Genomic DNA, 20,478 nt, shown 5'->3' on the forward strand with positions numbered 1-20,478 from the left:
TAGACTGGCACGAGTGAAGCGGATCACTATCCGGATCAGATAGTTGAACTTTCACCAATCCGGGGCGTACTGTCGAGACATCGCCCGGGATTCCCCGCCGGGCGGCCCCCTTGCAGTCCGGAAGGTACGCAGCATGTCCCTCGTTCTCGACCCCGCCGCCCAGGACCTCCTCTTCCGCGAGGCCCGCACCGCCAACACGTTCACCGACGAGCCGGTGACCGACGAGCAGGTCCAGGCGATCTACGACCTGGTGAAGTACGGCCCCACCGCCTTCAACCAGTCCCCGCTGCGCATCACCCTGGTCCGCTCCGAGGAGGCCCGCGAGCGCCTCGTCTCCCACATGGCCGAGGGCAACCAGGCCAAGACCCGCACCGCGCCGCTCGTCGCGATCCTCTCCGCCGACAACGAGTTCCACGAGGAGCTCCCGGGCCTGCTCCCGCACTTCCCGCAGGCCAAGGACATGTTCTTCGCCGAGCGCCCGGTCCGCGAGGGCTCCGCCCTGCTGAACGCCGCCCTCCAGGCCGCCTACTTCATCGTCGGCGTCCGCGCCGCCGGCCTGGCCGCCGGCCCGATGACCGGCCTCGACTTCGCCGGCGTCCAGAAGGAGTTCCTGGACGCCGACCACACCCCGCTGATGGTCGTCAACATCGGCAAGCCGGGCGAGGACGCCTGGTTCCCGCGCTCCCCGCGCCTGGCCTACGACGACGTCATCACGACCGTCTGAGCCCGAGCACGCACGACGAAGCCCCCGGTGACCCGCACCGGGGGCTTCGTCGCGTCCTGGGGTCAGGCCGTCTTCGACGTGAGGGCGCCCGCCATCTCGGCGAGGGTCTCGAAGGACGCCGTGCCGGTGACGACCGTGGTCGCCCCGGCCTCGGTCCGCACCAGCGCGTCGTACTTGGGGCCCTCCCAGCGCTGCCACTCCCGGCCGCCCACCGTCTGCGTCCTGCCGGTGTTCTTGGCCGCGTGGGTGACCTTGGGCACAAACTTCTTCGGCTCCGCCGTCGACTGGTTCACCGAGACGAACTGGGTGTCCGGGGAGAGGAAGCCGAGCTGCCAGGCGTCGGCCTGCTCCCGCCTGTACGAGACCACCGTCGCCTTCCAGCCGTCACCCAGGCCCTCGGGGGCGAGCACCGGATAGGGCGCCGCACGCTGGGCCGTGACCAGTTCGACCCGGTAGTCCTTGGCCTTCACCGGATCCGCGTTCTCGTCGTGCGGGATGAAGAGATACATGACCCCCGCGGCGACCATGATCACCCCGAGGGACTGGAACATCCCGCGTACCGTCTGCCTGCCTCGCTTAGCTGCCACGCCCCATATGGTCGCATCACGGTCCCGCGCTCATACGTGGGCCCCTCTGCTCAATTTGTCGACCTGGCGATAGAGTCACAGCACCCTCCTTTTTTCCGGCCGTCGTCGTACAGAAAGGTGCGCTCCGATGACCGAGCACCACCTCCCCCCCGAGCTTGAGGTCTCTCCCGAGGCCCCCGACCGCAACCTCGCCCTCGAACTGGTCCGGGTGACCGAGGCCGCCGCCATGGCCGCCGGCCGCTGGGTCGGTCGCGGCGACAAGATCGGCGCGGACGGCGCCGCGGTCAACGCGATGCGGACCCTGATCTCGACCGTCTCGATGAACGGCGTCGTCGTCATCGGCGAGGGCGAGAAGGACGAAGCGCCGATGCTCTTCAACGGCGAGCGGGTCGGCGACGGCACCGGCGCCGAGGTCGACATCGCCGTGGACCCGATCGACGGCACCACCCTGAACGCCAAGGGCATGCCGAACGCCATCGCCGTGCTCGCCGCCGCCGACCGCGGCTCCATGTTCGACCCGTCCGCGGTCTTCTACATGGACAAGCTGGTCACCGGCCCCGAGGCCGCGGACTTCGTCGACATCAACGCCCCCGTCTCGGTCAACATCCGCCGGGTCGCCAAGGCCAAGGGCATGAACGCCGAGGACGTCACCGTGGTCATCCTCGACCGCCCCCGCCACGAGGGCATGGTCAAGGAGATCCGCGAGACCGGCGCCCGGATCAAGTTCATCTCCGACGGCGACGTGGCCGGCTCGATCATGGCCGCCCGCGAGGGCACCGGCGTCGACCTGCTCATGGGCATCGGCGGCACCCCCGAGGGCATCATCTCGGCCTGCGCCATCAAGTGCCTGGGCGGTGTCATCCAGGGCAAGCTGTGGCCGAAGGACGAGGCCGAGCGCCAGAAGGCCCTCGACGCGGGCCACGACCTGGACCGGGTCCTCACCACGACCGACCTGGTCGGCGGCGAGAACGTCTTCTTCGTCGCCACCGGCATCACCGACGGCGAGCTGCTGCGCGGGGTGCGCTACCGCGCCGAGACCGCGACCACCCAGTCGCTGGTCATGCGCTCGAAGTCCGGCACGATCCGCCAGATCGACTCCACGCACCGGCTCGCGAAGCTGCGTGCCTACAGCCAGATCGACTTCGACCGGGCCAACTGACACCGGCACGGTCCGACGACGGCAGCGAAGAGGGGCGCCCCCATGTGCGGTGGGGGCGCCCCTTCCCGTACGGGGCCACCGATACGGAACCGGTGGGCGGCCGGGGACGGACGGCCGGAGGCGCGCGGCCCGTCAGCCGGCCTGGGCGACGCGCTCGGCCGCGGCCGCCTTGCGCAGCTCGACCTCGCGGCGCCGGCGGCGGGCCAGCACCACGCGGCGCTCGGCGGCGGTGAGGCCGCCCCACACGCCGTACGGCTCGGGCTGGAGCAGCGCGTGCTCGCGGCAGTCGACCATGACGGGACAGCGGGCGCAGACCCGCTTGGCCGCCTCCTCGCGGGCCAGCCGGGCGGCGGTCGGCTCCTTGGAGGGGGCGAAGAAGAGTCCTGCCTCGTCCCGGCGGCACACCGCCTCCGCGTGCCAGGGGCCGCCCTCGTCCTGCCGCGCGGGAGCACGCTGGGGCGGCACGGGGGCTACCTGGAGGGGCTGATGCGGCAGTTGCAGCACGGTCTACTCCTGACGACGGCTTCGCGAGCGAGCAGCGATGCACCAGCCCTACCCGCTGTGCGCGCGCCTATGCACCGCGTGTCGTCCCCATCCGGACTCCGGAGCCCCGGCGACGCATTCCGGTCACCCCCTGGCCGATACCCGGCGGGTGATCGACGGGAGGGCCGGCGGGAGGACCGGTGGGAGGGCCGGTGGGGCGCTCAGTGGCCGAGGTGCTTGCGGGCCCTGTTCTGGAGATCCATGATCCACTTCCCGCGCTTGGGTCTCGCCTCCACGTTCCCCAGCACCGCGTAGCCGTTGACGACCACCAGCGGGGCCTGCGGGTCGACCCCCTCCAGGGTGGTGACCTCGAAGTTCCCGAGGATGCCGGTGCCGGAGCCGCGCAGGCTGATGTTCTCCGGGACGCGGACCTCGACGTTCCCGAAGATGGAGGTGGCGTTGATGGTGGTGAGCGGCTGGGCGAAGATCGCCTCCGTCAGGTCGATCTCCACGTTCCCGAAGATCGCGAAGACGTTGGTGCGGCGGGCGACCCGCCAGCGGCCCTTGCGGGCGGTGCTGGAGAACACCGCGACCAGCTGGTCCGCGTTCCCCTCCGCGTCCTCCGGTCCGTAGGCGGCCGGGGCCGGGGCCTGGCCCGTGCGCGCGGTGGCCGGGGCGCCGTCGGCGGCCGGCAGGTCCCGCACGATCGGTTCCAGCTCGCCCACCGTCTTCGCCCGGTAGACGGCCTCGACCCGCTCCGCGTGCTCCTCCGCGTCGAGCCGCCCCTGCGCCAGCGCCTCCGCCAGGATCTCCGCGACCCGGTCCCGGTCGGCGTCGGAGGCACGCAGGGCACCCTGCGGATCGGCGTACGCGGGGACGGCGGGCGCGGCCGGGGCCGCGGGAGGGGACGGGACCGCGGGAGGTGACGGGGGCGTAGGCGCGGCCGGGGGCGCGGGGGCGGCCGGGGGTGCGGGCTGCTGCGCGGGGTCGGGCTGCTTTTCGAGGTCCACGTCTCCACACTGGCACACGCGATAGATCGCGACCAGGGATCGGATCCCCCATCTCTCCCCTAGGGGACGAGGTGGCGGGTTGCGTCGCGGCGGGAAACCGCCGGGTTCCGGACGCCTCCGCCGCCGTCGCCTCCGCCAGGATGAGGACGGGCGGGCAGGTGGGAGAGGCAGGACAGATGACGGACGTTCAGAACCGGTACCGGCGGGATTCCGACACCGCCGCCGACACCGCCGCCGACGCCTTCGAAGGGCTCGTCCTGAGGCGGCTCGACGAGATCCGGCAGGCCCTGCGGACCGCCGGCTCCGGCTCCGGGCCCAGGAGCGAGACCGGCTCCGGCTCCGGGACCGAAACCAGGTCCGGGCCCGGCTCCGGCTCCGGGCGTGAGCTCGTGACGGGGCCGGACGGGGCCGCCGTGGTGTCGCCCGCCGTGGTGTCGCCCGACGTGGAGGTCGTCGCCGGGGCGCGGGCCATCGCCGAACGCTACGAGGCGCTCCAGCGTTCCGCCCGCCGCGAGATCCTCGCCCTCGCCGCCGGGCCCGTCATCGCCGTGCCCGCCGCCGACAACTCCGGGCAGCGGGAGGCGATGCGGGCCGGCGTGCGCTACCGGGTCGTTTACGACCGGGACGCGCTCGCCCTCACGGACTCCGACACCCCGCCCCTGCTCGAACACTGGGCGTCGCTCGGCGAGGAGATGCGGGTCGCGTTCGGACTGCCGCTGAAGCTGGTGCTGGTGGACCGGGCACGGGCCCTCGTCGTCCCGCTCGCGGACGGGACGGGGCCGGGCGGTGCCGGGGCGGGCGGCGAGCCCCGCGCCACCGTCCTGCGGTCGCGGCCGCTGCTCGACGCGCTCGGCTGGATCTTCGACCGGGTCTGGGACAGCGCGCTGCCGGTGCCGGCGGCGATCGCGGCGGCGGTCGACGGGCCGCTGACGGCGGAGGACCGGCGGCTGCTGACGCTGCTGCTGAACGGGTACACGGATCAGGCGATCGGGGCGCAGGTGGGGGTTTCGGAGCGGACGGTGCAGCGGCGGGTGCGGAGGCTGCTGGCGCTGGCGGGGGTGCGCAGCCGGCTCCAGCTGGGCTGGCACGCCGCCCGCCACCACTGGCTCTGACGCCCGCGCCCGTCCCGCCCCGGGGCGTGACGAGGGGCAACGGTGAGGTTCCGCAGGCGAGTTGTCGGCTTTACGACACGGCGGCAAGCCGACAGGACCGGGGGCCTGTCGGGAGTGCGGGGGCGTGGCAACGTGTCCGGCGTTCGCACACCAGGACGCCGCCGGAAGGACATCCATGTCCCGTCGCAGATCCACCGCGATATCCACCGCCCTCGCCCTCGCCGCCGCCTCCCTCGCCCTCACCGCGGGCCCCGCCGCGGCCGACGCCGACCCCGCCCCGGTCGACCGACTGGGCTCGCACGACCGCGCCCTGCTCGCCCAGTACGAGCGGCAGCACGAGCAGGGGCCGAGCGCGCGGAGCGGGCGTACCGCCCCCGGCTTCGCGACGCTGATCGTCGCCGTCGCCGACGGACGCACCGCCGAGGCCGAGGCGGCGCTCGCCGCGCTGGGCGTCGAGGCGCTCCGTACCGACGCCTCCGTCGGGTACCTGAAGGCCAACGTGCCGTTCGACCTCGTCGAGCGGGTCGCCGCGCTGGACCCGGTCGTGGCCGTCGACCTCGACGAGCTGCTGGAGGTCGAGGACACCCGGGTCGACGGCGGGGCCGCCGGCGGGATCGCGCCCGCCGGCGCGCTGCCGGCCGCTCCCTCCGCCGCGACGCCGGACTCGAACCCGTACATGCCGACCCGCGAGACCGGGTCGACGGAGTTCAAGACGGACCACCCGACCTTCGACGGGCGCGGGGTCACCATCGGCGTCATGGACACGGGCGTCGACCCGACCCACCCGGCGCTCGCGAAGACCACGACCGGCGAGGACAAGCTCCGCGACACGGTCACGGGCAGCGACCCGAACAACTTCATCGACCTGCTCTTCGACGACTCCTGGTTCTCGATGACCCGGACGTACGCGGGACCGGTCTTCACGGACCCGCTCGGGAACACCTGGACCGCCCCCGAGAGCCCCGACCTGCGGGTCGCCTCGCGGGCCATGAACTGGCCGGGCGGCGGCACCAGGAAGATCGGGGTGCTGTACCGGAACTCCGACGAGGGGATCTGGGTCGACACCGACGGCGACAGGGACTTCACCGACGAGGAGCTGATGCGGCCCTTCGGGAAGGACCGCCAGATCGGCTACATCGGTACGGACGACCCGGCCACCGCGCGCAACGAGCGGGTGCCCTTCACGGTGCAGATCCGGCCGGCGGACAAGATGCCCGGCCGCCAGGGTCCCGGGATCAACGTCAACGTGATCACCGAGGCGCACGGCACCCACGTCGCCGGCATCACCGCCGCCCACGGCATGTACGGCGGCGCGATGGACGGCCAGGCGCCCGGCGCCCGGCTGGTGTCGATGCGCGCCTGCCACAGCTTCGGGTGCTCCTCCGCCGCGCTGACCGACGGCATGATCGACCTCGCCTCGAAGTACGGCGTCGACGTGATCAACATGTCGATCGGTTCCAGCCCCGAGTTCAACGACGGCCAGAGCGCCCGCGCCCTCGTCTACAACCGGCTGATCGACTCCACCGGCGTCCAGCTCTTCATCTCGGCGGGCAACTCGGGCGCGGGCACGAACACGGTCGGCGACCCGACCGGGGCCGACAAGGCGGTCAGCGTCGGCGCCGCGGTCTCCTCCGACACGTGGTGGGCGAACTACGGCTCGCGGACCAAGGACGCGCGCGCCATGTTCCCCTTCTCCTCGCGCGGCCCGCGTGAGGACGGCGGCTTCAAGCCGGACATCACCGCGCCCGGCGCGGCCGTCTCCACCACCCCGGACTGGATCGCGCCCGCCTCGGTCGCGGAGACCGGCTACCAGCTGCCGCCCGGCTACTCGATGATGAACGGCACCTCGATGTCGTCCCCGCAGGCCGCCGGAGCCGGCGCGCTGCTCCTCTCGGCCGCGAAGCAGACCGGGGTGTCGGCCACCCCGGCCGAGCTGCGCGCCGCGATCTACGCGACCGCCCGCTGGAACGGCAAGGCCGACGCCGTCGCCCAGGGCCGCGGCCAGTTCGACGTGCCGAAGGCGTGGTCCGTCCTCGGGAAGGGGAAGGCCGGCACGGCCGGCGCCGTCACCGTCTCCGCGCCCGTCTGCACCCCGCTCTCCGGCAAGCTCGTCATCCCGCACCGCGGCAGCGGCCTCTTCAACAGCTGCGCCCCCGGCGCGGGCGGCCAGGCGGTCGGCGAGGAGCGGACCTACGAGCTGACGGTGACCCGCACCACCGGCTCCGACCGGCCCGTCGCGTACGAGGTGGGGCTGAAGGGCGGCGAGGAGACCTTCTCCGTGCCGTCGTTCGTGGTCCTCGCCAAGGGCGTCCCGACCGGCGTGACGGTCACCGCGAAGCCGGGCGTCCAGGGCGTCCACTCCGCCGTCCTCACCCTGGACGACCCGGCCACCCGGGCCGTGGAGCAGCACGCGATGCTCGCGGTCGAGGCCGCCGTCCCGCTCGCCGTCGGCGGCACCCCGCTGACCGTCACCGGCGTCACGTACCGCAACGACACCGTCCACTACACGGTGGCCGTGCCCGCCGGCGCGCAGGCGCTGACCGTCTCCCTGGACGGCCTCGACGAGGGCAGCCAGACCCGCTGGTGGGCCTTCCGGCCGACGGGCGTCTCCGGTGAGAGCTCGGCCGCCGGCACGATCTACTGCTACAACAACTACCTCGACGGCTACGGCTGCGACCCGGGGACCCGGACCTACGCCAAGCCCGCCGCGGGGGTGTGGGAGCTGGTCGTGGAGGCCCGGCGGACGTCCCCGCTGTGGGCGAACCCGTACGCGCTGACGGCGGCCGTCTCGTAACGGAGCACCGGCGGAACGCTCCACTTCGGCGCGGTCCCGGTCCCGGGTGAGCCTTACCTCACAGGATCGCGGCCGCGCCGTCGTTCTACGCTGGAGGGCGCGCCCGCCAACGGAGGCGGCGCGCCGCTGTCTGCCGAGTGAGGAATGGCCGCCGTCATGCCTGAGTTTGCGTACTCCGATCTGCTGCCCCTGGGAGAGGACACCACGCCCTACCGCCTGGTGACCGCCGAGGGCGTCTCCACCTTCGAGGCCGACGGCCGTACGTTCCTCAAGGTCGAGCCGGAGGCGCTGCGCAAGCTGGCCGCCGAGGCGATCCACGACATCCAGCACTACCTGCGCCCGGCCCACCTGGCCCAGCTGCGGAAGATCATCGACGACCCGGAGGCGTCGGGCAACGACAAGTTCGTCGCGCTCGACCTGCTGAAGAACGCGAACATCGCCGCCGCCGGCGTCCTCCCGATGTGCCAGGACACCGGCACCGCGATCGTCATGGGCAAGCGCGGGCAGAACGTGCTCACGCCGGGCCGCGACGAGGAGGCCCTGTCGAAGGGCATCTACGACGCCTACACCAAGCTGAACCTGCGGTACTCGCAGATGGCCCCGGTGACCATGTGGGAGGAGAAGAACACCGGCTCGAACCTGCCCGCGCAGATCGAGCTGTACGCGACCGACGGCGGCGCGTACAAGTTCCTCTTCATGGCCAAGGGCGGCGGCTCCGCCAACAAGTCCTTCCTCTACCAGGAGACGAAGGCCGTCCTCAACGAGGCGAGCATGATGAAGTTCCTGGAGGAGAAGATCCGCTCGCTCGGCACGGCCGCCTGCCCGCCGTACCACCTGGCGATCGTCGTCGGCGGCACCTCCGCCGAGTTCGCGCTCAAGACCGCGAAGTACGCCTCCGCGCACTACCTGGACGAGCTGCCCACCGAGGGCTCGGCCGAGACCGGCCACGGCTTCCGGGACAAGGAGCTGGAGGAGAAGGTCTTCGAGCTGACGCAGAGGATCGGCATCGGCGCGCAGTTCGGCGGCAAGTACTTCTGCCACGACGTGCGCGTGGTCCGCCTCCCCCGGCACGGCGCCTCGCTGCCCGTCGCGATCGCCGTCTCCTGCTCGGCCGACCGCCAGGCCGTCGCGAAGATCACCGCCGAGGGCGTCTTCCTGGAGCAGCTGGAGACCGACCCGGCGCGCTTCCTCCCGGAGACCACGGACGAGCACCTCGACGCCGACGGCGACGTGGTGAAGATCGACCTCGACCAGCCGATGGACGCGGTCCTCGCCGAGCTCACCAAGTACCCGGTCAAGACCCGCCTCTCGCTGACCGGTTCGCTGGTCGTGGCCCGTGACATCGCGCACGCCAAGATCAAGGCGCGGCTCGACGCCGGCGAGGAGATGCCGCAGTACATGAAGGACCACCCGGTCTACTACGCGGGCCCGGCGAAGACCCCCGAGGGGTACGCCTCCGGCTCCTTCGGCCCGACGACGGCCGGCCGGATGGACAGTTACGTGGAGCAGTTCCAGGCGGCGGGCGGCTCGATGGTGATGCTCGCCAAGGGCAACCGCTCGCAGCAGGTCACCGACGCGTGCGGCACGCACGGCGGCTTCTACCTCGGCTCCATCGGCGGCCCGGCCGCCCGCCTCGCCCAGGACTGCATCAAGAAGATCGAGGTCCTGGACAACGAGGAGGACGGCATGGAGGCGGTCTGGAAGATCGAGGTCGAGGACTTCCCCGCCTTCGTCGTCGTCGACGACAAGGGCAACGACTTCTTCCAGAACCCGGCGCCGGAGCCGACGTTCACGCACATCCCGGTGCGCCAGGGCTCCCAGCTCTCGTAACCGGCGGTAGCACCGCGCCCGCCCCCCGGTCCCCCGTGGACCGGGGGGCGGTGTCGTCCCCTGCCTCCCGGCGGGCCGGGGGCGGTGTCGCCTCCCGCACGGAAAGTCGCTACCGACCGGTAGTCAGCAGGACATCTACTGGCCAGTATGGGTCGCGAGCATGTCAACCACTGAGACGGTCGACCACTCGGGAGCCCCCCATGCCCTCAGCCAAGTCCGCAGCCGCCGCCACCGGCCTCCTCGGCCTCGCCGCCCTCCTCGTCGTCGGGCCCGCGCCCGCCGCCTCCGCCGCCGACCCGGACACCCACCTCACCTCGGCCGCCGCGGTCGAGGGCGTGGACTACGCGACCTGGCGCCGTGACGTCGCCGCCGTGGTCGCCGAGGCCCGGCCGTACGTCGAGGAGCGCGCCGAGGACGCCGGCACCGAGCGGCAGGCGATCGTCCTCGACATCGACAACAGCTCCCTGGAGACGGACTTCCACCCGTTCTGGGAGCTGCCGACGCCGGCCATCCCCGAGGTCCACGCCCTGGTGAAGGACGCGCACGCGCGCGGGGTGAAGGTCTTCTTCGTGACCGCGCGCCCGGGGATCGTCCACTCCCTCACCGAGTGGAACCTCAAGAAGGTCGGCTACCCGGTCGACGGGCTGTACGTGCGCTCGCTGCCCGACCTGTTCGCCGAGGTGAGCGCGTACAAGACGGAGAAGCGCGCCGAGATCGAGGCCAAGGGCTACACGATCATCGCGAACATCGGGAACAACACGACCGACATCGTCGGCGGTCACGCCGAGCGCGCCTTCAAGCTGCCGGACTACGGCAAGCTGTCGTGACCCTCCCCCGCCCGGCTAGCGGGTGAGGTGGAACTCCAGCTTCGAGTAGTCCCCGTCGGGGGTCGAGCGGATCCAGCCGCGGACGTCCTTGAAGTCGCCGGTGCCGCCGGTGACCGCGATGTCGAACGCGGCCGGGGCGTCGTCCGAGGGGTCGACGGAGAGCAGCGTCTGCCCGGTGATCTGGCCGCCGGGGCCGCCGTTCAGGACGAAGGTGCCGACGCACAGGAGGTCGGCCGGGTTGCCGGCGCGCGCCACCGTACAGGCGACGCCGTCCCGGCCGACCTTCTCGCCGCCCTTGGTGCGGGAGAGGTCGTCGGCGAAGGCGAAGGAGTCCCCCGCCTCGGGTGCCCCGCCGCTCTCCCCGCCCTCGTCCGCCGGGACCTCCTTGGCGTAGAGGGTGAACTCGAAGCCGTCGGCCGAGGGCGCCGCGGCCGCCGGTGCGGCGGCCGTGAGGGCGACGGCGGCGGCCGTCGCGGCGCCGAGCGCGCCGATCCTCCTGAGGCTGAAGCTCCGGATCATGGGCTGCCTCCCTGGCGGGGTGTGGGTCCTCCCCCTGCGGGCCGTCCTCATATTGTGCGACCGCGGTCCGGGGGACGCACGCCGTCGGGGATGATGGGGCCATGCCAGGTAGAGCCCCCTTCCTCCGTACCGCGCTGCTCGCGGCGGCCGCCCTGCTGACCGCCTGCGGTACGACCCCGGAGCCGGGCGCCCCGGCGTCCGGGCCGTCCGCGACGAAGCCGTCCGGGACGCCGACGGGGTCCGCCGCCCCGAAGGCCGTGAAGTCCGTCGGCGGTCCCGGCACCGCCTGCGCGCTCCCCGTCTCCTTCTCCCTCACGGCGGGCTGGGAGCCGGAGACGGTCGAGAAGCCCGAGGACCCCGACTTCGCCGCGCTGGTGGAGCAGGGCCCGGCCACGATCGTGTGCGAGGCCAAGTCGGAGGGGACCCCGGACATCGGTTTCCTGCGGGTGTGGACCGCCCCGAAGGGCCCGGTCCGGGCCACCCTGACGGCCTTCGTGAAGGACGACAAGACCAAGGGGCTCGTCCTGACGGACGTGCGGCTGGGCGGCACGGCCGCCGTGGAGGCGCGCTACTCCGTCTACAGCGCGCTGGAGGAGGAGTGGCGGGACGGACGGTCCTTCGCGGTGGGGACCGCGAAGGGCACGGTCGTCGTGGAGCTCGGCGGCCTCGACGCCGAGGAGGACGCGGTGGTGGCCGCGTACGAGCTGGCGAAGTCGACCCTGAAGCTCACGTGAGGGATCCCGCGAAAGGGCCGTGGCCCCCCGCCCCGCACCGGACGGAGGGCCACGGCGTTCTCGGGGGCGCCGGCTAGACGAACCGCTGCTTCGCGGAGCCGTCGCAGGTCTGGAGCCGGACCGGCTCCTTCGCCGCCCCCTGCGCGAGGCAGAGGCCGGTCGCGGCGGCGGGCCGGATCGTGGCGCCGTCGCGGACGAACTTCTGGTTGGCGGCGCCGGAGCAGTTCCAGAGGACCAGCGCCTTGCCGGTCTGGTAGGCCGCGCCCGGCACGTCCAGGCAGCGGTCCTGGGTGAGTTCGGTGTGCAGGGTCCCGCGGGCGGAGTCGTACCACCAGCCCTGGTTGCGGCCGCCGTGGCAGTCCCAGCCGAGGACGGCGGTGCCGTTGGCGGACTCCGAGGCGTTCACGTCGAGGCAGTTGCCGGTCGCCTCGACCTTGAGCGGCTTGTAGACGTCGTCCCAGGCGAGCGGGAAGAGCGTCGGGGTGCCGGAGGAGTTCACGTCGGCGCAGCTCGCCTCGCGCAGGCCCGAGGCGTACAGCTGGGTCAGGCAGGAGGCGAAGGCGGCGTGGCCGCTCTTGTTGGGGTGGAAGGACTGCCGGGTGGAGTTCTCGTCGATGCCGCCGGGCTTGGAGAGGTCGATGTACAGGCCCCGGGCCCAGGCGTCCTCCATGCAGACCTCGTGGCCGTGGAAGAGCCGGGAGTTGTCCAGGTAGACGGCGCCGGTGGAGGCCGCGACCCGGCGCATGCCTCGCTCGAAGGCGGGGACGGCGGTGTTGCGGCCCCACTTGGTGTCGGAGTCGTAGCCCATGCCGCCGCAGATCAGCTTGCCCGGGAAGTTCGGGTTGTCGTGGAAGTCGGGGCCGATGGGGCTGGGGTAGCCCATGACGACGAGCTTGTAGTCGCCGTCGGCGTACCCGGCGTCGCGCATGACGGTCCTCAGGTCGCGGACGGTCTGCTCGACCTTGGGGACGAGGGCGTCGACGCGGGACTGCCAGCCGGGGGCGTACTTGGGCTCGCAGGCGCCCTGGCTGAGGACGTAGCGGGTGACGCAGTCGGTCATGACGGGGCCGAACTGGAGGTCGTCGTTGGCCCCGGCGACCAGCAGCACCATCTTGACGCGGGTGTTGCGGGCCTTGACGGCGAGGTTGTCGCTCTGGACCAGCTCGTCCGCGTACTGCTTGCCGCCGCCGATCCGGATGTTCCCGGTGTAGGCGCCGGAGCAGGACACGTTGAAGGTGAGGTCGGCGGAGATCCCGGTGCGGTGGATGGCCGCGTCGGGCGAGCGGTGGCACCAGTTGGTGGGACCGTTGGTGGGCGACTCGTAACTGCCGACGCCCTCGCCGGAGATCTCGCTGTCGCCGAGCGAGATCAGGCCGGTCTTCCGCTGGGCGAGGGGGCGCTCCTCGGGGCTGCCGTAGATCTTCGTGGCCTCGGCGGCCCGGACGGCCTCCAGCTCGGGCGGGAGGGGTACGGAGGAGACGGCGGCCCTCGTACCCGTGTCGGCCGCTCCGGCGGGGGCGGCGGCGGTGAGGGAGCCGAGGGCGGCGGCCGCCGCGGCGACGGCGGCGATGGGCCACCGGAGTCTGTACCTGGTGCGCGTCATTGCGCCTCCTGGAAGTGGGGTTACCCACGGTTTTTACTGGCCGGTACGCGGCTTGGGAATACATCGAACAAGACAAGTGCTCATCTTTTTATGGAGGTTGAGTGATGACCGAGAGCAAGAAGAACGACGCGGACCACCGCATCGAGCACGACTCCATGGGCGAGGTCCGGGTCCCCGCGCACGCCAAGTGGCGGGCCCAGACCCAGCGGGCGGTGGAGAACTTCCCCGTCTCCGGGCAGCGCCTGGAGCGCGCCCACATCGAGGCCCTGGCCCGGATCAAGGCCGCCGCCGCCACCGTCAACGCCGAGCTGGGCGTGATCGACCGGGACCGGGCGGAGGCGATCGCGGCCGCCGCGGCGGAGGTCGCGGAGGGCCGCTGGGACGACCAGTTCCCGGTGGACGTCTTCCAGACCGGCTCCGGCACCTCGTCCAACATGAACGCCAACGAGGTCCTGGCCACCCTGGCCGGCGAGCGGCTCCCGGCCGACCGGGCGGTCCACCCCAACGACCACGTCAACGCCTCGCAGTCGTCCAACGACGTCTTCCCCTCCTCCATCCACATCGCGGCCACCGCCGCCGTCACCCGCGACCTGATCCCGGCCCTCGACCACCTGGCCGCCGCCCTGGAGCGAAAATCGGCCGAATTCGCGTCGGTGGTGAAGTCCGGCCGCACGCACCTGATGGACGCCACCCCGGTCACCCTGGGCCAGGAGTTCGGCGGTTACGCGGCCCAGGTCAGGTACGGGATCGAACGGCTGCGCGCCTCGCTGCCCCGGCTCGCCGAACTCCCCCTCGGCGGCACCGCGGTGGGCACCGGCATCAACACCCCGCCCGGCTTCTCGGCCGCCGTCATCGCCGAGCTGGCCCGCGCCACCGGCCTGCCCTTCACCGAGGCCCGCGACCACTTCGAGGCCCAGGGCGCCCGGGACGGCCTGGTGGAGACCTCCGGCCAGCTCAGGACCATCGCCGTCTCCCTGACCAAGATCGCCAACGATCTGCGCTGGATGGCCAGCGGCCCCCGCACCGGCCTGGCCGAGATCAACCTCCCCGACCTCCAGCCCGGCTCGTCGATCATGCCCGGCAAGGTCAACCCGGTGATCCCCGAGGCGGTCCTCATGGTCGCCGCCCAGGTCACCGGCAACGACACCACCGTCGCGGTGGCCGGCGCGGCCGGGAACTTCGAGCTCAACGTGATGCTCCCGGTGATGGCCAAGAACCTGCTGGAATCCGTACGGCTCCTCGCCAACGCCTCCCGGCTGCTCGCCGACCGCACGGTGGACGGCGTCACCGCGAACGCCGAGCGCGCCCGCGAGTACGCCGAGTCCTCCCCCTCCGTCGTCACCCCGCTGAACAAGTACATCGGCTACGAGGAGGCCGCCAAGGTCGCCAAGAGGTCCCTGGCCGAGCGGAAGACCATCCGCGAGGTCGTCCTGGAGTCCGGCTACGTGGACCGCGGCGACCTCACCCTCGAACAGCTCGACGAGGCCCTCGACGTGCTGCGCATGACCCGGCCGTGACCGCGCGGTGAAGCCCGCCCGTCCCCCACGTGACTCAAGCGTGACGCGTACCGCAGCGCGGGTGGGAGCGCGCCCCTAAGATCTGCGCATGACAGGATCGGACGGCTCGGGCGACATCCAGCACTGGGCGCCGGGGGAGCACATCCTCTGGCGCTACCGCGGCATCGGCACCGACGAGGTGCACATCTGCCGGCCGGTGACCGTCGTCCGCGACACGCCCGGCCTGCTCGCCGTCTGGATGGCGCCCGGCACCGAGTGCGTCCGGCCGGTCCTCGCCGACGGCACCCCGGTCCACGACGAGCCGCTCGCCACCCGCTACACCGCGCCCCGCACCACCGAGCGGGCCCGCTGGACCGGCAGCGGCGTCCTCAAGCTGGCCCGGCCCGGCGACCCCTGGTCGGTCTGGCTGTTCTGGGACCGCGGCTGGCGCTTCCGCAGCTGGTACGTGAACCTGGAGGAGCCGCGCCGCCGCTGGGCCGGCGGCCTCGACTCCGAGGACCACTTCCTCGACATCTCCGTCTACCCCGACCGCAGCTGGCTCTGGCGGGACGAGGACGAGTTCGCCCAGGCCCAGCGGTCCGGCCTGATGGACGCCGCGCGGGCCGCCCGGGTGGAGGCCGCCGGGGCCGCGGCCGTACGGCTCGTCGAGGAGTGGGGGGCGCCCTTCCGGGACGGCTGGGAGGAGTGGCGGCCCGACCCCGCGTGGACCGTTCCCGCCCTGCCGGCGGACTGGGACCGCACTCCGGCGCACACGGCGCCATGAGACCCTTGATGCGCCCCCGGGGTCGAAACGTAGGATCGTCCTCCGCACGGCCGACACCGGGCGCGCACGACGTCACCGAGCGAACGCAGCACAGCAACTGACCACACGTCACCGCACGTCATCGATGAGGGGGAGAGCAGTGCCCGAGCTGTGCCCGGATGGCGCGCCCCCCGCCCCTGCCGTCGTCCGCGGATCGTCCGTATCCACCGCGAACACCGCCTCCGAGGGGTTTATCCCCGGCGAAGGCGCGGCATCGGCGAGAAGAGCGAGTGCATCGCACCACCGGCCCGGACGGACGGAATCCCACGCGTGACGGAGCATCCCACCTCCCACGAAGGCCGGCAGCCCCTGGCCGACCGGCCCCAGGAGCAGACGCGGCCCCGCCAGGAGGCCGCGCCCGCCGGCCTGCCCTCCGACATCCCCGCGCAGCCGACCGCGCCGCCGGCCGCGCAGGTCCCCGACGCCCCGCCGCAGCCGCCCGGGCCGTCCGGTCCCGCGGTCGCCGTCGCCGTCTCCCCCAGGCCCCCGGGCGGGGAGGGCGGCGCGGCGCCGGCCGGCCGGCGCGAGGGCGACCGGCTGCGGTTCGTCGGCGCCGCGACCCGGCGGATCGCCCGCGGCCTCGACCTGGACGAGATCGTGCTCGGCCTGTGCCGGGCCACCGTGCCGACCTTCTCCGACGAGATCCTCGTCTACCTCCGCGACCCGCTGCCGGTGGGCGACGAGCGCCCGGTGGCGCCCTTCGTGCTGCGGCTGCGCCGGACCGACCGGCTGCGGTTAACGGACCTGGAGGGCGACGAACTCGTCCTCGTGCCCGATCCCGACCCGACCCCGGCCGCCGAGCTGTGCGAGGTGCGCTCCGGCAGCGCCCTCGCCGAGGTGCTCCGCGGGGTCCGGCCGGTCTTCGGCGACTCCGCCGCCGCCCGGACCGCCCTCGGCGAGCTCCTCGGCCCGGAGCACCCGCTGCCGCGCGGGCTGCGGGCGATACTGGCGCCGCTGCGCGGCCGCCGCAGGGTGATCGGCGCCGCCGTCTTCCTGCGCCGTCCCGAACAGCCCGCCTTCGACCCGGACGACCTGCTGGTCGGCGCCCAGCTGGCCACCCACACCGCGCTCGGCATCGACAAGGCGGTGCTGTACGGCCGGGAGGCGTACATCGCGGACGAGCTCCAGCGCACGATGCTGCCGGACTCGCTGCCGCAGCCGACCGGCGTCAAGCTCGCCTCCCGCTACCTGCCCGCGGCCGAGACGGCCCGGGTGGGCGGCGACTGGTACGACGCGATCCCGCTGCCCGGCAGCCGGGTCGCCCTGGTCGTCGGCGACGTCATGGGCCACTCCATGACCTCGGCCGCGATCATGGGCCAGCTGCGCACCACCGCGCAGACCCTGGCCGGGCTCGACCTGCCCCCGCAGGAGGTCCTGCACCACCTGGACGAGCAGGCCCAGCGGCTCGGCCAGGACCGGATGGCGACCTGCATGTACGCGGTGTACGACCCGGTCTCGCACCGGATCACGGTGGCCAACGCCGGTCATCCGCCGCCGATACTGCTCCACATGGACGGGCACGCCGAGGTGCTGCGGGTGCCCGCGGGCGCCCCGATCGGCGTCGGCGGGGTCGACTTCGAGGCGGTCGAGCTGGACGCCCCGGCCGGTGCCACCCTGCTGCTCTACACGGACGGGCTGGTGGAGTCCCGGCTGCGGGACGTGTGGACCGGGATCGAGCAGCTGCGGGAGCGGCTGGCGGCGGCGGCCCAGCTGACCGGCCCCGACCACGCGCCGCCGCTCGAAGCCCTCTGCGACGACGTGCTCGACATGCTCGGGCCGGGCGACCGGGACGACGACATCGCGCTGCTGGCGGCCCGCTTCGACGGGATCGCGCCGAGCGACGTGGCGTACTGGTTCCTGGAACCGGAGGACGCGGCCCCGGGCCGGGCCCGCCGGCTGGCCCGCCGGGCGCTGGCGCGCTGGGACCTGGAGGAGCTGACGGACTCGGTCGAGCTGCTGATCAGCGAGGTCGTGACGAACGCGGTGCGGTACGCGGAGCGGCCGGTGACCCTGCGGCTGCTCAGGACCGACGTGCTGCGCTGCGAGGTCGGCGACGACTCCCCGCAGCTGCCGCGGCAGCGGCGGGCCCGCGAGACGGACGAGGGCGGGCGCGGCCTGTTCCTGGTGAACCGGCTGGCGCGGCGGTGGGGGGCGACCCGGCTGTCGGGCGGCAAGGTCGTCTGGTTCGAGCTGGCGACGCGGGTCTGAGACGCGGTGAAGGCCGGTCCCCGGTGGGGGCCGGCCTTCACCGTGTCCGCGTGCGGGTCAGCGGGGCTGCTGGGTGGTGCGGGCGGGCGGGCGGATTCCCTGGTCGCCGCCGCTGTCGGGGACCTCGGGGTCGGGCGGCTGGACCGTCGCCGTGTTGGTCGGCTCCCCGGTGGGTTCCCCGGTCGGGGTGGGCGGCGTGGTGGCGGGGTCCTCGGTGGGCGTCGGCGGGGCCGTCGTCGGCGAGGTGGGCGGCGGGGTCGGCGCGGTGGTGGTGCGGGCCGGCGGGGTGGTGGCCGTCCGGGTCGGCTCCCGGGTGGGCTCCTCGGTCGCGGTGGGCGAGCCGGTCCCGGTGGGCTCGGCGTCGCGGCCGCTGTCGTACACCCCGGTCTCCAGGTCGAACTCGGCGTCCGAGCCGCCGTTCAGGGCGCGCTCGGTGTACTCGCCCCAGATCTGGGCGGGGATGCGGCCGCCGTTGGCGCGGCCGGGCTGGATGGTGTCGGTGAGGGTGACCTGCTCGGCGATCTTGCCGGAGGTGTCCTCGCCGAAGAGGCCGATGGCGGTGACCAGTTCGGGGGTGTAGCCGACGAACCAGGCGGACCGGTTGTTCTCGGAGGTGCCGGTCTTGCCGGCGGCCTCGTAGTCGCCGGCGGCGCGGTAGCCGGAGCCGTTCTCGACGACGCCCCGCATGGCCTGGGTGACGGTGTCGGCGGCCCGGCGGCTGATGACCTGCTCGCCGGTCTGCCGGACCGTCTCGACCTGGCGGTCGCGGTGCTGGGCGGTCTTGACGAGGGCGGGGGTGATCTTCACGCCGTGGTTGTCGAGGGTGGCGTAGGCGCCGGCCATGTCGAGGGTGGAGGCGCCCATGGTGCCGAGGGCCATGGCGGGGGTGGGGTCGAAGTCCTGGCCGTCCTTCATGCCGAGGGCGAGGGCGGTCTTCTTGGTCTTCTCCACGCCGACGTCGACGATCATCTGGGCGTAGACCGAGTTGATGGACTTGTCGGTGGCGCGCTGGACGGAGACGGGGCCGTACGAGTGGTCGTCCTCGTTCTCGGGGGCGTAGGGGATCTCGCTGCCGACGACGGGGCGCTTGCTGTCGCCGTCGTAGACCGTGCGCAGGCCGATCTCGCGGCCGTCCTGGGTGGTGGCCCGGTTGTCGATGGCGGAGGCGAGGACGATCGGCTTGAAGGTGGAGGCGGGCTGGAAGTCGCGCCGGGTGGCGTTGGACATCCAGTGCTCGGTGGCGCCGATGCCGCCGTACATCGCGACGACCGCGCCGGTCTTCGGGTCGACGGAGGTGGCGCCGGCCTGGACGGTGGCGGCCTTCTTGTCGCCCTTGCGGTCGATCTTGGCCTCCAGCTCCTTGTCGACGGCGGCGACGAGGTCCTTCTGCTTCCGCTCGTCGATGTTGAGGGTGATGGTCCAGCCGCCGGCCTTGATGTCCTCCTCGCTGACGCCCTGGCGCATCAGCTCCTGGTTGGCGGCCTCGACGATGTAGCCGGTCTGGCCCTCCATGCCGGGGAGCGGCTTGGGCGCCCGGGGGACGGGGAACTTGAGGCCGGCGCGCTCGGCGGCGGGCAGCCAGCCCATCTCGACCATGTTGTCGAGGACGTAGTTCCAGCGCTCCTCGACGAGTTTGCGGCCGGTGGCGCTGGCGGAGGTCCAGTCGTACTGGTTGGGGGCCTGGAGCAGCGAGGCGAGGTAGGCGCCCTGGGCGGTGGTGAGCTCGGCGGCGTCGGTGCCGTAGTACGAGCGGGCGGCGGCCTGGATGCCGTAGGCGGAGCGGCCGTAGTAGCTGGTGTTGATGTAGCCGGCGAGGATGTCGGACTTGGACATCTCCTCGTCGACCTTGACGGCGATGACCATCTCCTTGAGCTTGCGGGTCGCCGTCTGGTCCTGGCTCAGGTAGAAGTTCTTGACGTACTGCTGGGTGATCGTGGAGCCGCCCTGCTTGCCCTGGCCGGTGAGGGTGTTCCAGGCGGCGCGGGTGGTGCCCTTGATGTCGACGCCGTTGTCCTTGTAGAAGGTCTTGTTCTCGGCGGCGACGAAGGCCCGCTGGACGGGGAGCGGGATCTTCTCCAGGCCCACGATCTCGCGGTTGATCTCGCCGGTGCGGGCGAGGATCTTGCCGTTGGAGTACTGGTAGATGTTGCTCTGCATGGTCGCCTCGGCGTTGGCCGAGGGGACGGGGACCAGCAGGTAGACGGTGTAGAGCGCGCCCATGCCGATGAGGCAGAACGCGAAGAGGGTGCCCAGGATCTTCTTCCAGGTGAAGAGGCGGCGTATGCCCCGTTTCTTCGCCTTCTTGTCCGGTCGGCCCATGTCGCGTGTCGCTCCGCTCGTCGTGTGTCCCGTCGTCCCCGGTCCGGCGTCGCGCCGGATCAGCTCAGCAAGCTAACACCGACACTGCGGACATAGGGCAACCGATCACGTCTTTTCAGGACGTGAGAATCAGCACCCACTCCCAGGGGAACCGACGTCCGGGCGGACGTGATGGTTGCGTGAAGAACCGGTTCCGCTTTGGCCCGCACCCCCCGCGCGCCCGGCCCCGGACAGCTATACAACGTGCGTA

The 20,478-nt window shown here is 72.6% G+C and carries 16 protein-coding genes; 10 read left to right on the forward strand and 6 right to left on the reverse strand.

Features of this window, described 5'->3' with window-relative positions:
* The first annotated feature begins 133 nt into the window (after window positions 1–133).
* On the forward strand, window positions 134–724 hold the full coding sequence (locus ACF1ED_RS05950; RefSeq protein ID WP_391757150.1) for a malonic semialdehyde reductase: 591 nt from the start codon (window positions 134–136) through the stop codon (window positions 722–724).
* A gap of 62 nt (window positions 725–786) precedes the next feature.
* Here ACF1ED_RS05950 and ACF1ED_RS05955 read toward each other — a convergent pair whose 3' ends face one another.
* On the reverse strand, window positions 787–1,311 hold the full coding sequence (locus tag ACF1ED_RS05955; protein ID WP_391757151.1) for a DUF4245 domain-containing protein: 525 nt from the start codon (window positions 1,309–1,311) through the stop codon (window positions 787–789).
* A 127-nt stretch (window positions 1,312–1,438) separates the two neighbouring features.
* On the opposite strand from ACF1ED_RS05955, the gene glpX reads away from it, so the two are divergent.
* The gene (glpX, locus tag ACF1ED_RS05960; RefSeq protein WP_391757152.1) at window positions 1,439–2,470 is read left to right on the forward strand and encodes a class II fructose-bisphosphatase; all 1,032 of its coding nucleotides are present in this window, start codon (window positions 1,439–1,441) and stop codon (window positions 2,468–2,470) included.
* A 132-nt stretch (window positions 2,471–2,602) separates the two neighbouring features.
* Here glpX and ACF1ED_RS05965 read toward each other — a convergent pair whose 3' ends face one another.
* Window positions 2,603–2,974, reverse strand: coding sequence for a WhiB family transcriptional regulator (locus ACF1ED_RS05965; protein ID WP_391757153.1), 372 nt, complete (start codon window positions 2,972–2,974; stop codon window positions 2,603–2,605).
* A 200-nt stretch (window positions 2,975–3,174) separates the two neighbouring features.
* Entirely contained in the window at window positions 3,175–3,963 is a 789-nt protein-coding gene (locus ACF1ED_RS05970; RefSeq protein ID WP_391757154.1) for a DUF1707 domain-containing protein, read from the reverse strand.
* Window positions 3,964–4,139: 176 nt separating this feature from the next.
* On the opposite strand from ACF1ED_RS05970, the gene ACF1ED_RS05975 reads away from it, so the two are divergent.
* The 4 genes from ACF1ED_RS05975 to ACF1ED_RS05990 all read left to right on the forward strand — a co-directional run bounded on the left by ACF1ED_RS05975 (window position 4,140) and on the right by ACF1ED_RS05990 (window position 10,526).
* Window positions 4,140–5,075: a helix-turn-helix domain-containing protein gene (locus tag ACF1ED_RS05975; protein ID WP_391757155.1), complete on the forward strand. Its 936-nt coding sequence runs from the start codon at window positions 4,140–4,142 to the stop codon at window positions 5,073–5,075.
* Between the two features lie 175 nt (window positions 5,076–5,250).
* Entirely contained in the window at window positions 5,251–7,869 is a 2,619-nt protein-coding gene (locus tag ACF1ED_RS05980) for a S8 family serine peptidase (protein ID WP_391757156.1), read from the forward strand.
* A gap of 156 nt (window positions 7,870–8,025) precedes the next feature.
* Window positions 8,026–9,699 (forward strand): fumarate hydratase, encoded by a 1,674-nt coding sequence (locus ACF1ED_RS05985; RefSeq protein WP_391757157.1) that lies wholly within the window; start codon window positions 8,026–8,028, stop codon window positions 9,697–9,699.
* 200 nt (window positions 9,700–9,899) lie between these two features.
* Entirely contained in the window at window positions 9,900–10,526 is a 627-nt protein-coding gene (locus tag ACF1ED_RS05990) for an HAD family acid phosphatase (RefSeq protein ID WP_391757158.1), read from the forward strand.
* A 15-nt stretch (window positions 10,527–10,541) separates the two neighbouring features.
* Here ACF1ED_RS05990 and ACF1ED_RS05995 read toward each other — a convergent pair whose 3' ends face one another.
* On the reverse strand, window positions 10,542–11,045 hold the full coding sequence (locus ACF1ED_RS05995) for a hypothetical protein (RefSeq protein ID WP_391757159.1): 504 nt from the start codon (window positions 11,043–11,045) through the stop codon (window positions 10,542–10,544).
* Window positions 11,046–11,146: 101 nt separating this feature from the next.
* Between ACF1ED_RS05995 and ACF1ED_RS06000 the strand changes: the two genes are divergently transcribed.
* Window positions 11,147–11,779, forward strand: coding sequence for a lipoprotein (locus ACF1ED_RS06000; RefSeq protein WP_391757160.1), 633 nt, complete (start codon window positions 11,147–11,149; stop codon window positions 11,777–11,779).
* Between the two features lie 73 nt (window positions 11,780–11,852).
* Here the strand turns inward: ACF1ED_RS06000 and ACF1ED_RS06005 are convergent, their stop codons facing one another.
* Complete coding sequence (locus ACF1ED_RS06005) at window positions 11,853–13,382, reverse strand: ricin-type beta-trefoil lectin domain protein (RefSeq protein WP_391757161.1); 1,530 nt, start codon at window positions 13,380–13,382, stop codon at window positions 11,853–11,855.
* Between the two features lie 104 nt (window positions 13,383–13,486).
* Between ACF1ED_RS06005 and ACF1ED_RS06010 the strand changes: the two genes are divergently transcribed.
* The 3 genes from ACF1ED_RS06010 (at window position 13,487) to ACF1ED_RS06020 (ending at window position 17,909) form a co-directional block, all read left to right on the forward strand.
* Window positions 13,487–14,899: a class II fumarate hydratase gene (locus ACF1ED_RS06010; RefSeq protein WP_391757162.1), complete on the forward strand. Its 1,413-nt coding sequence runs from the start codon at window positions 13,487–13,489 to the stop codon at window positions 14,897–14,899.
* An 88-nt stretch (window positions 14,900–14,987) separates the two neighbouring features.
* Window positions 14,988–15,662, forward strand: a complete 675-nt coding sequence (locus tag ACF1ED_RS06015) for a DUF402 domain-containing protein (protein ID WP_391757163.1) — start codon at window positions 14,988–14,990, stop codon at window positions 15,660–15,662.
* A gap of 309 nt (window positions 15,663–15,971) precedes the next feature.
* A complete protein-coding gene (locus tag ACF1ED_RS06020) occupies window positions 15,972–17,909 on the forward strand; it encodes a SpoIIE family protein phosphatase (RefSeq protein ID WP_391757164.1) in 1,938 nt (645 codons plus the stop codon).
* Window positions 17,910–17,966: 57 nt separating this feature from the next.
* On the opposite strand, the gene ACF1ED_RS06025 is transcribed toward ACF1ED_RS06020, so the two are convergent.
* Complete coding sequence (locus ACF1ED_RS06025) at window positions 17,967–20,228, reverse strand: transglycosylase domain-containing protein (RefSeq protein ID WP_391757165.1); 2,262 nt, start codon at window positions 20,226–20,228, stop codon at window positions 17,967–17,969.
* Window positions 20,229–20,478 lie beyond the last annotated feature (250 nt).

It is taken from the genome of Streptomyces sp. NPDC014656 (genome assembly GCF_043084305.1).
GTDB lineage: Bacteria > Actinomycetota > Actinomycetes > Streptomycetales > Streptomycetaceae > Streptomyces.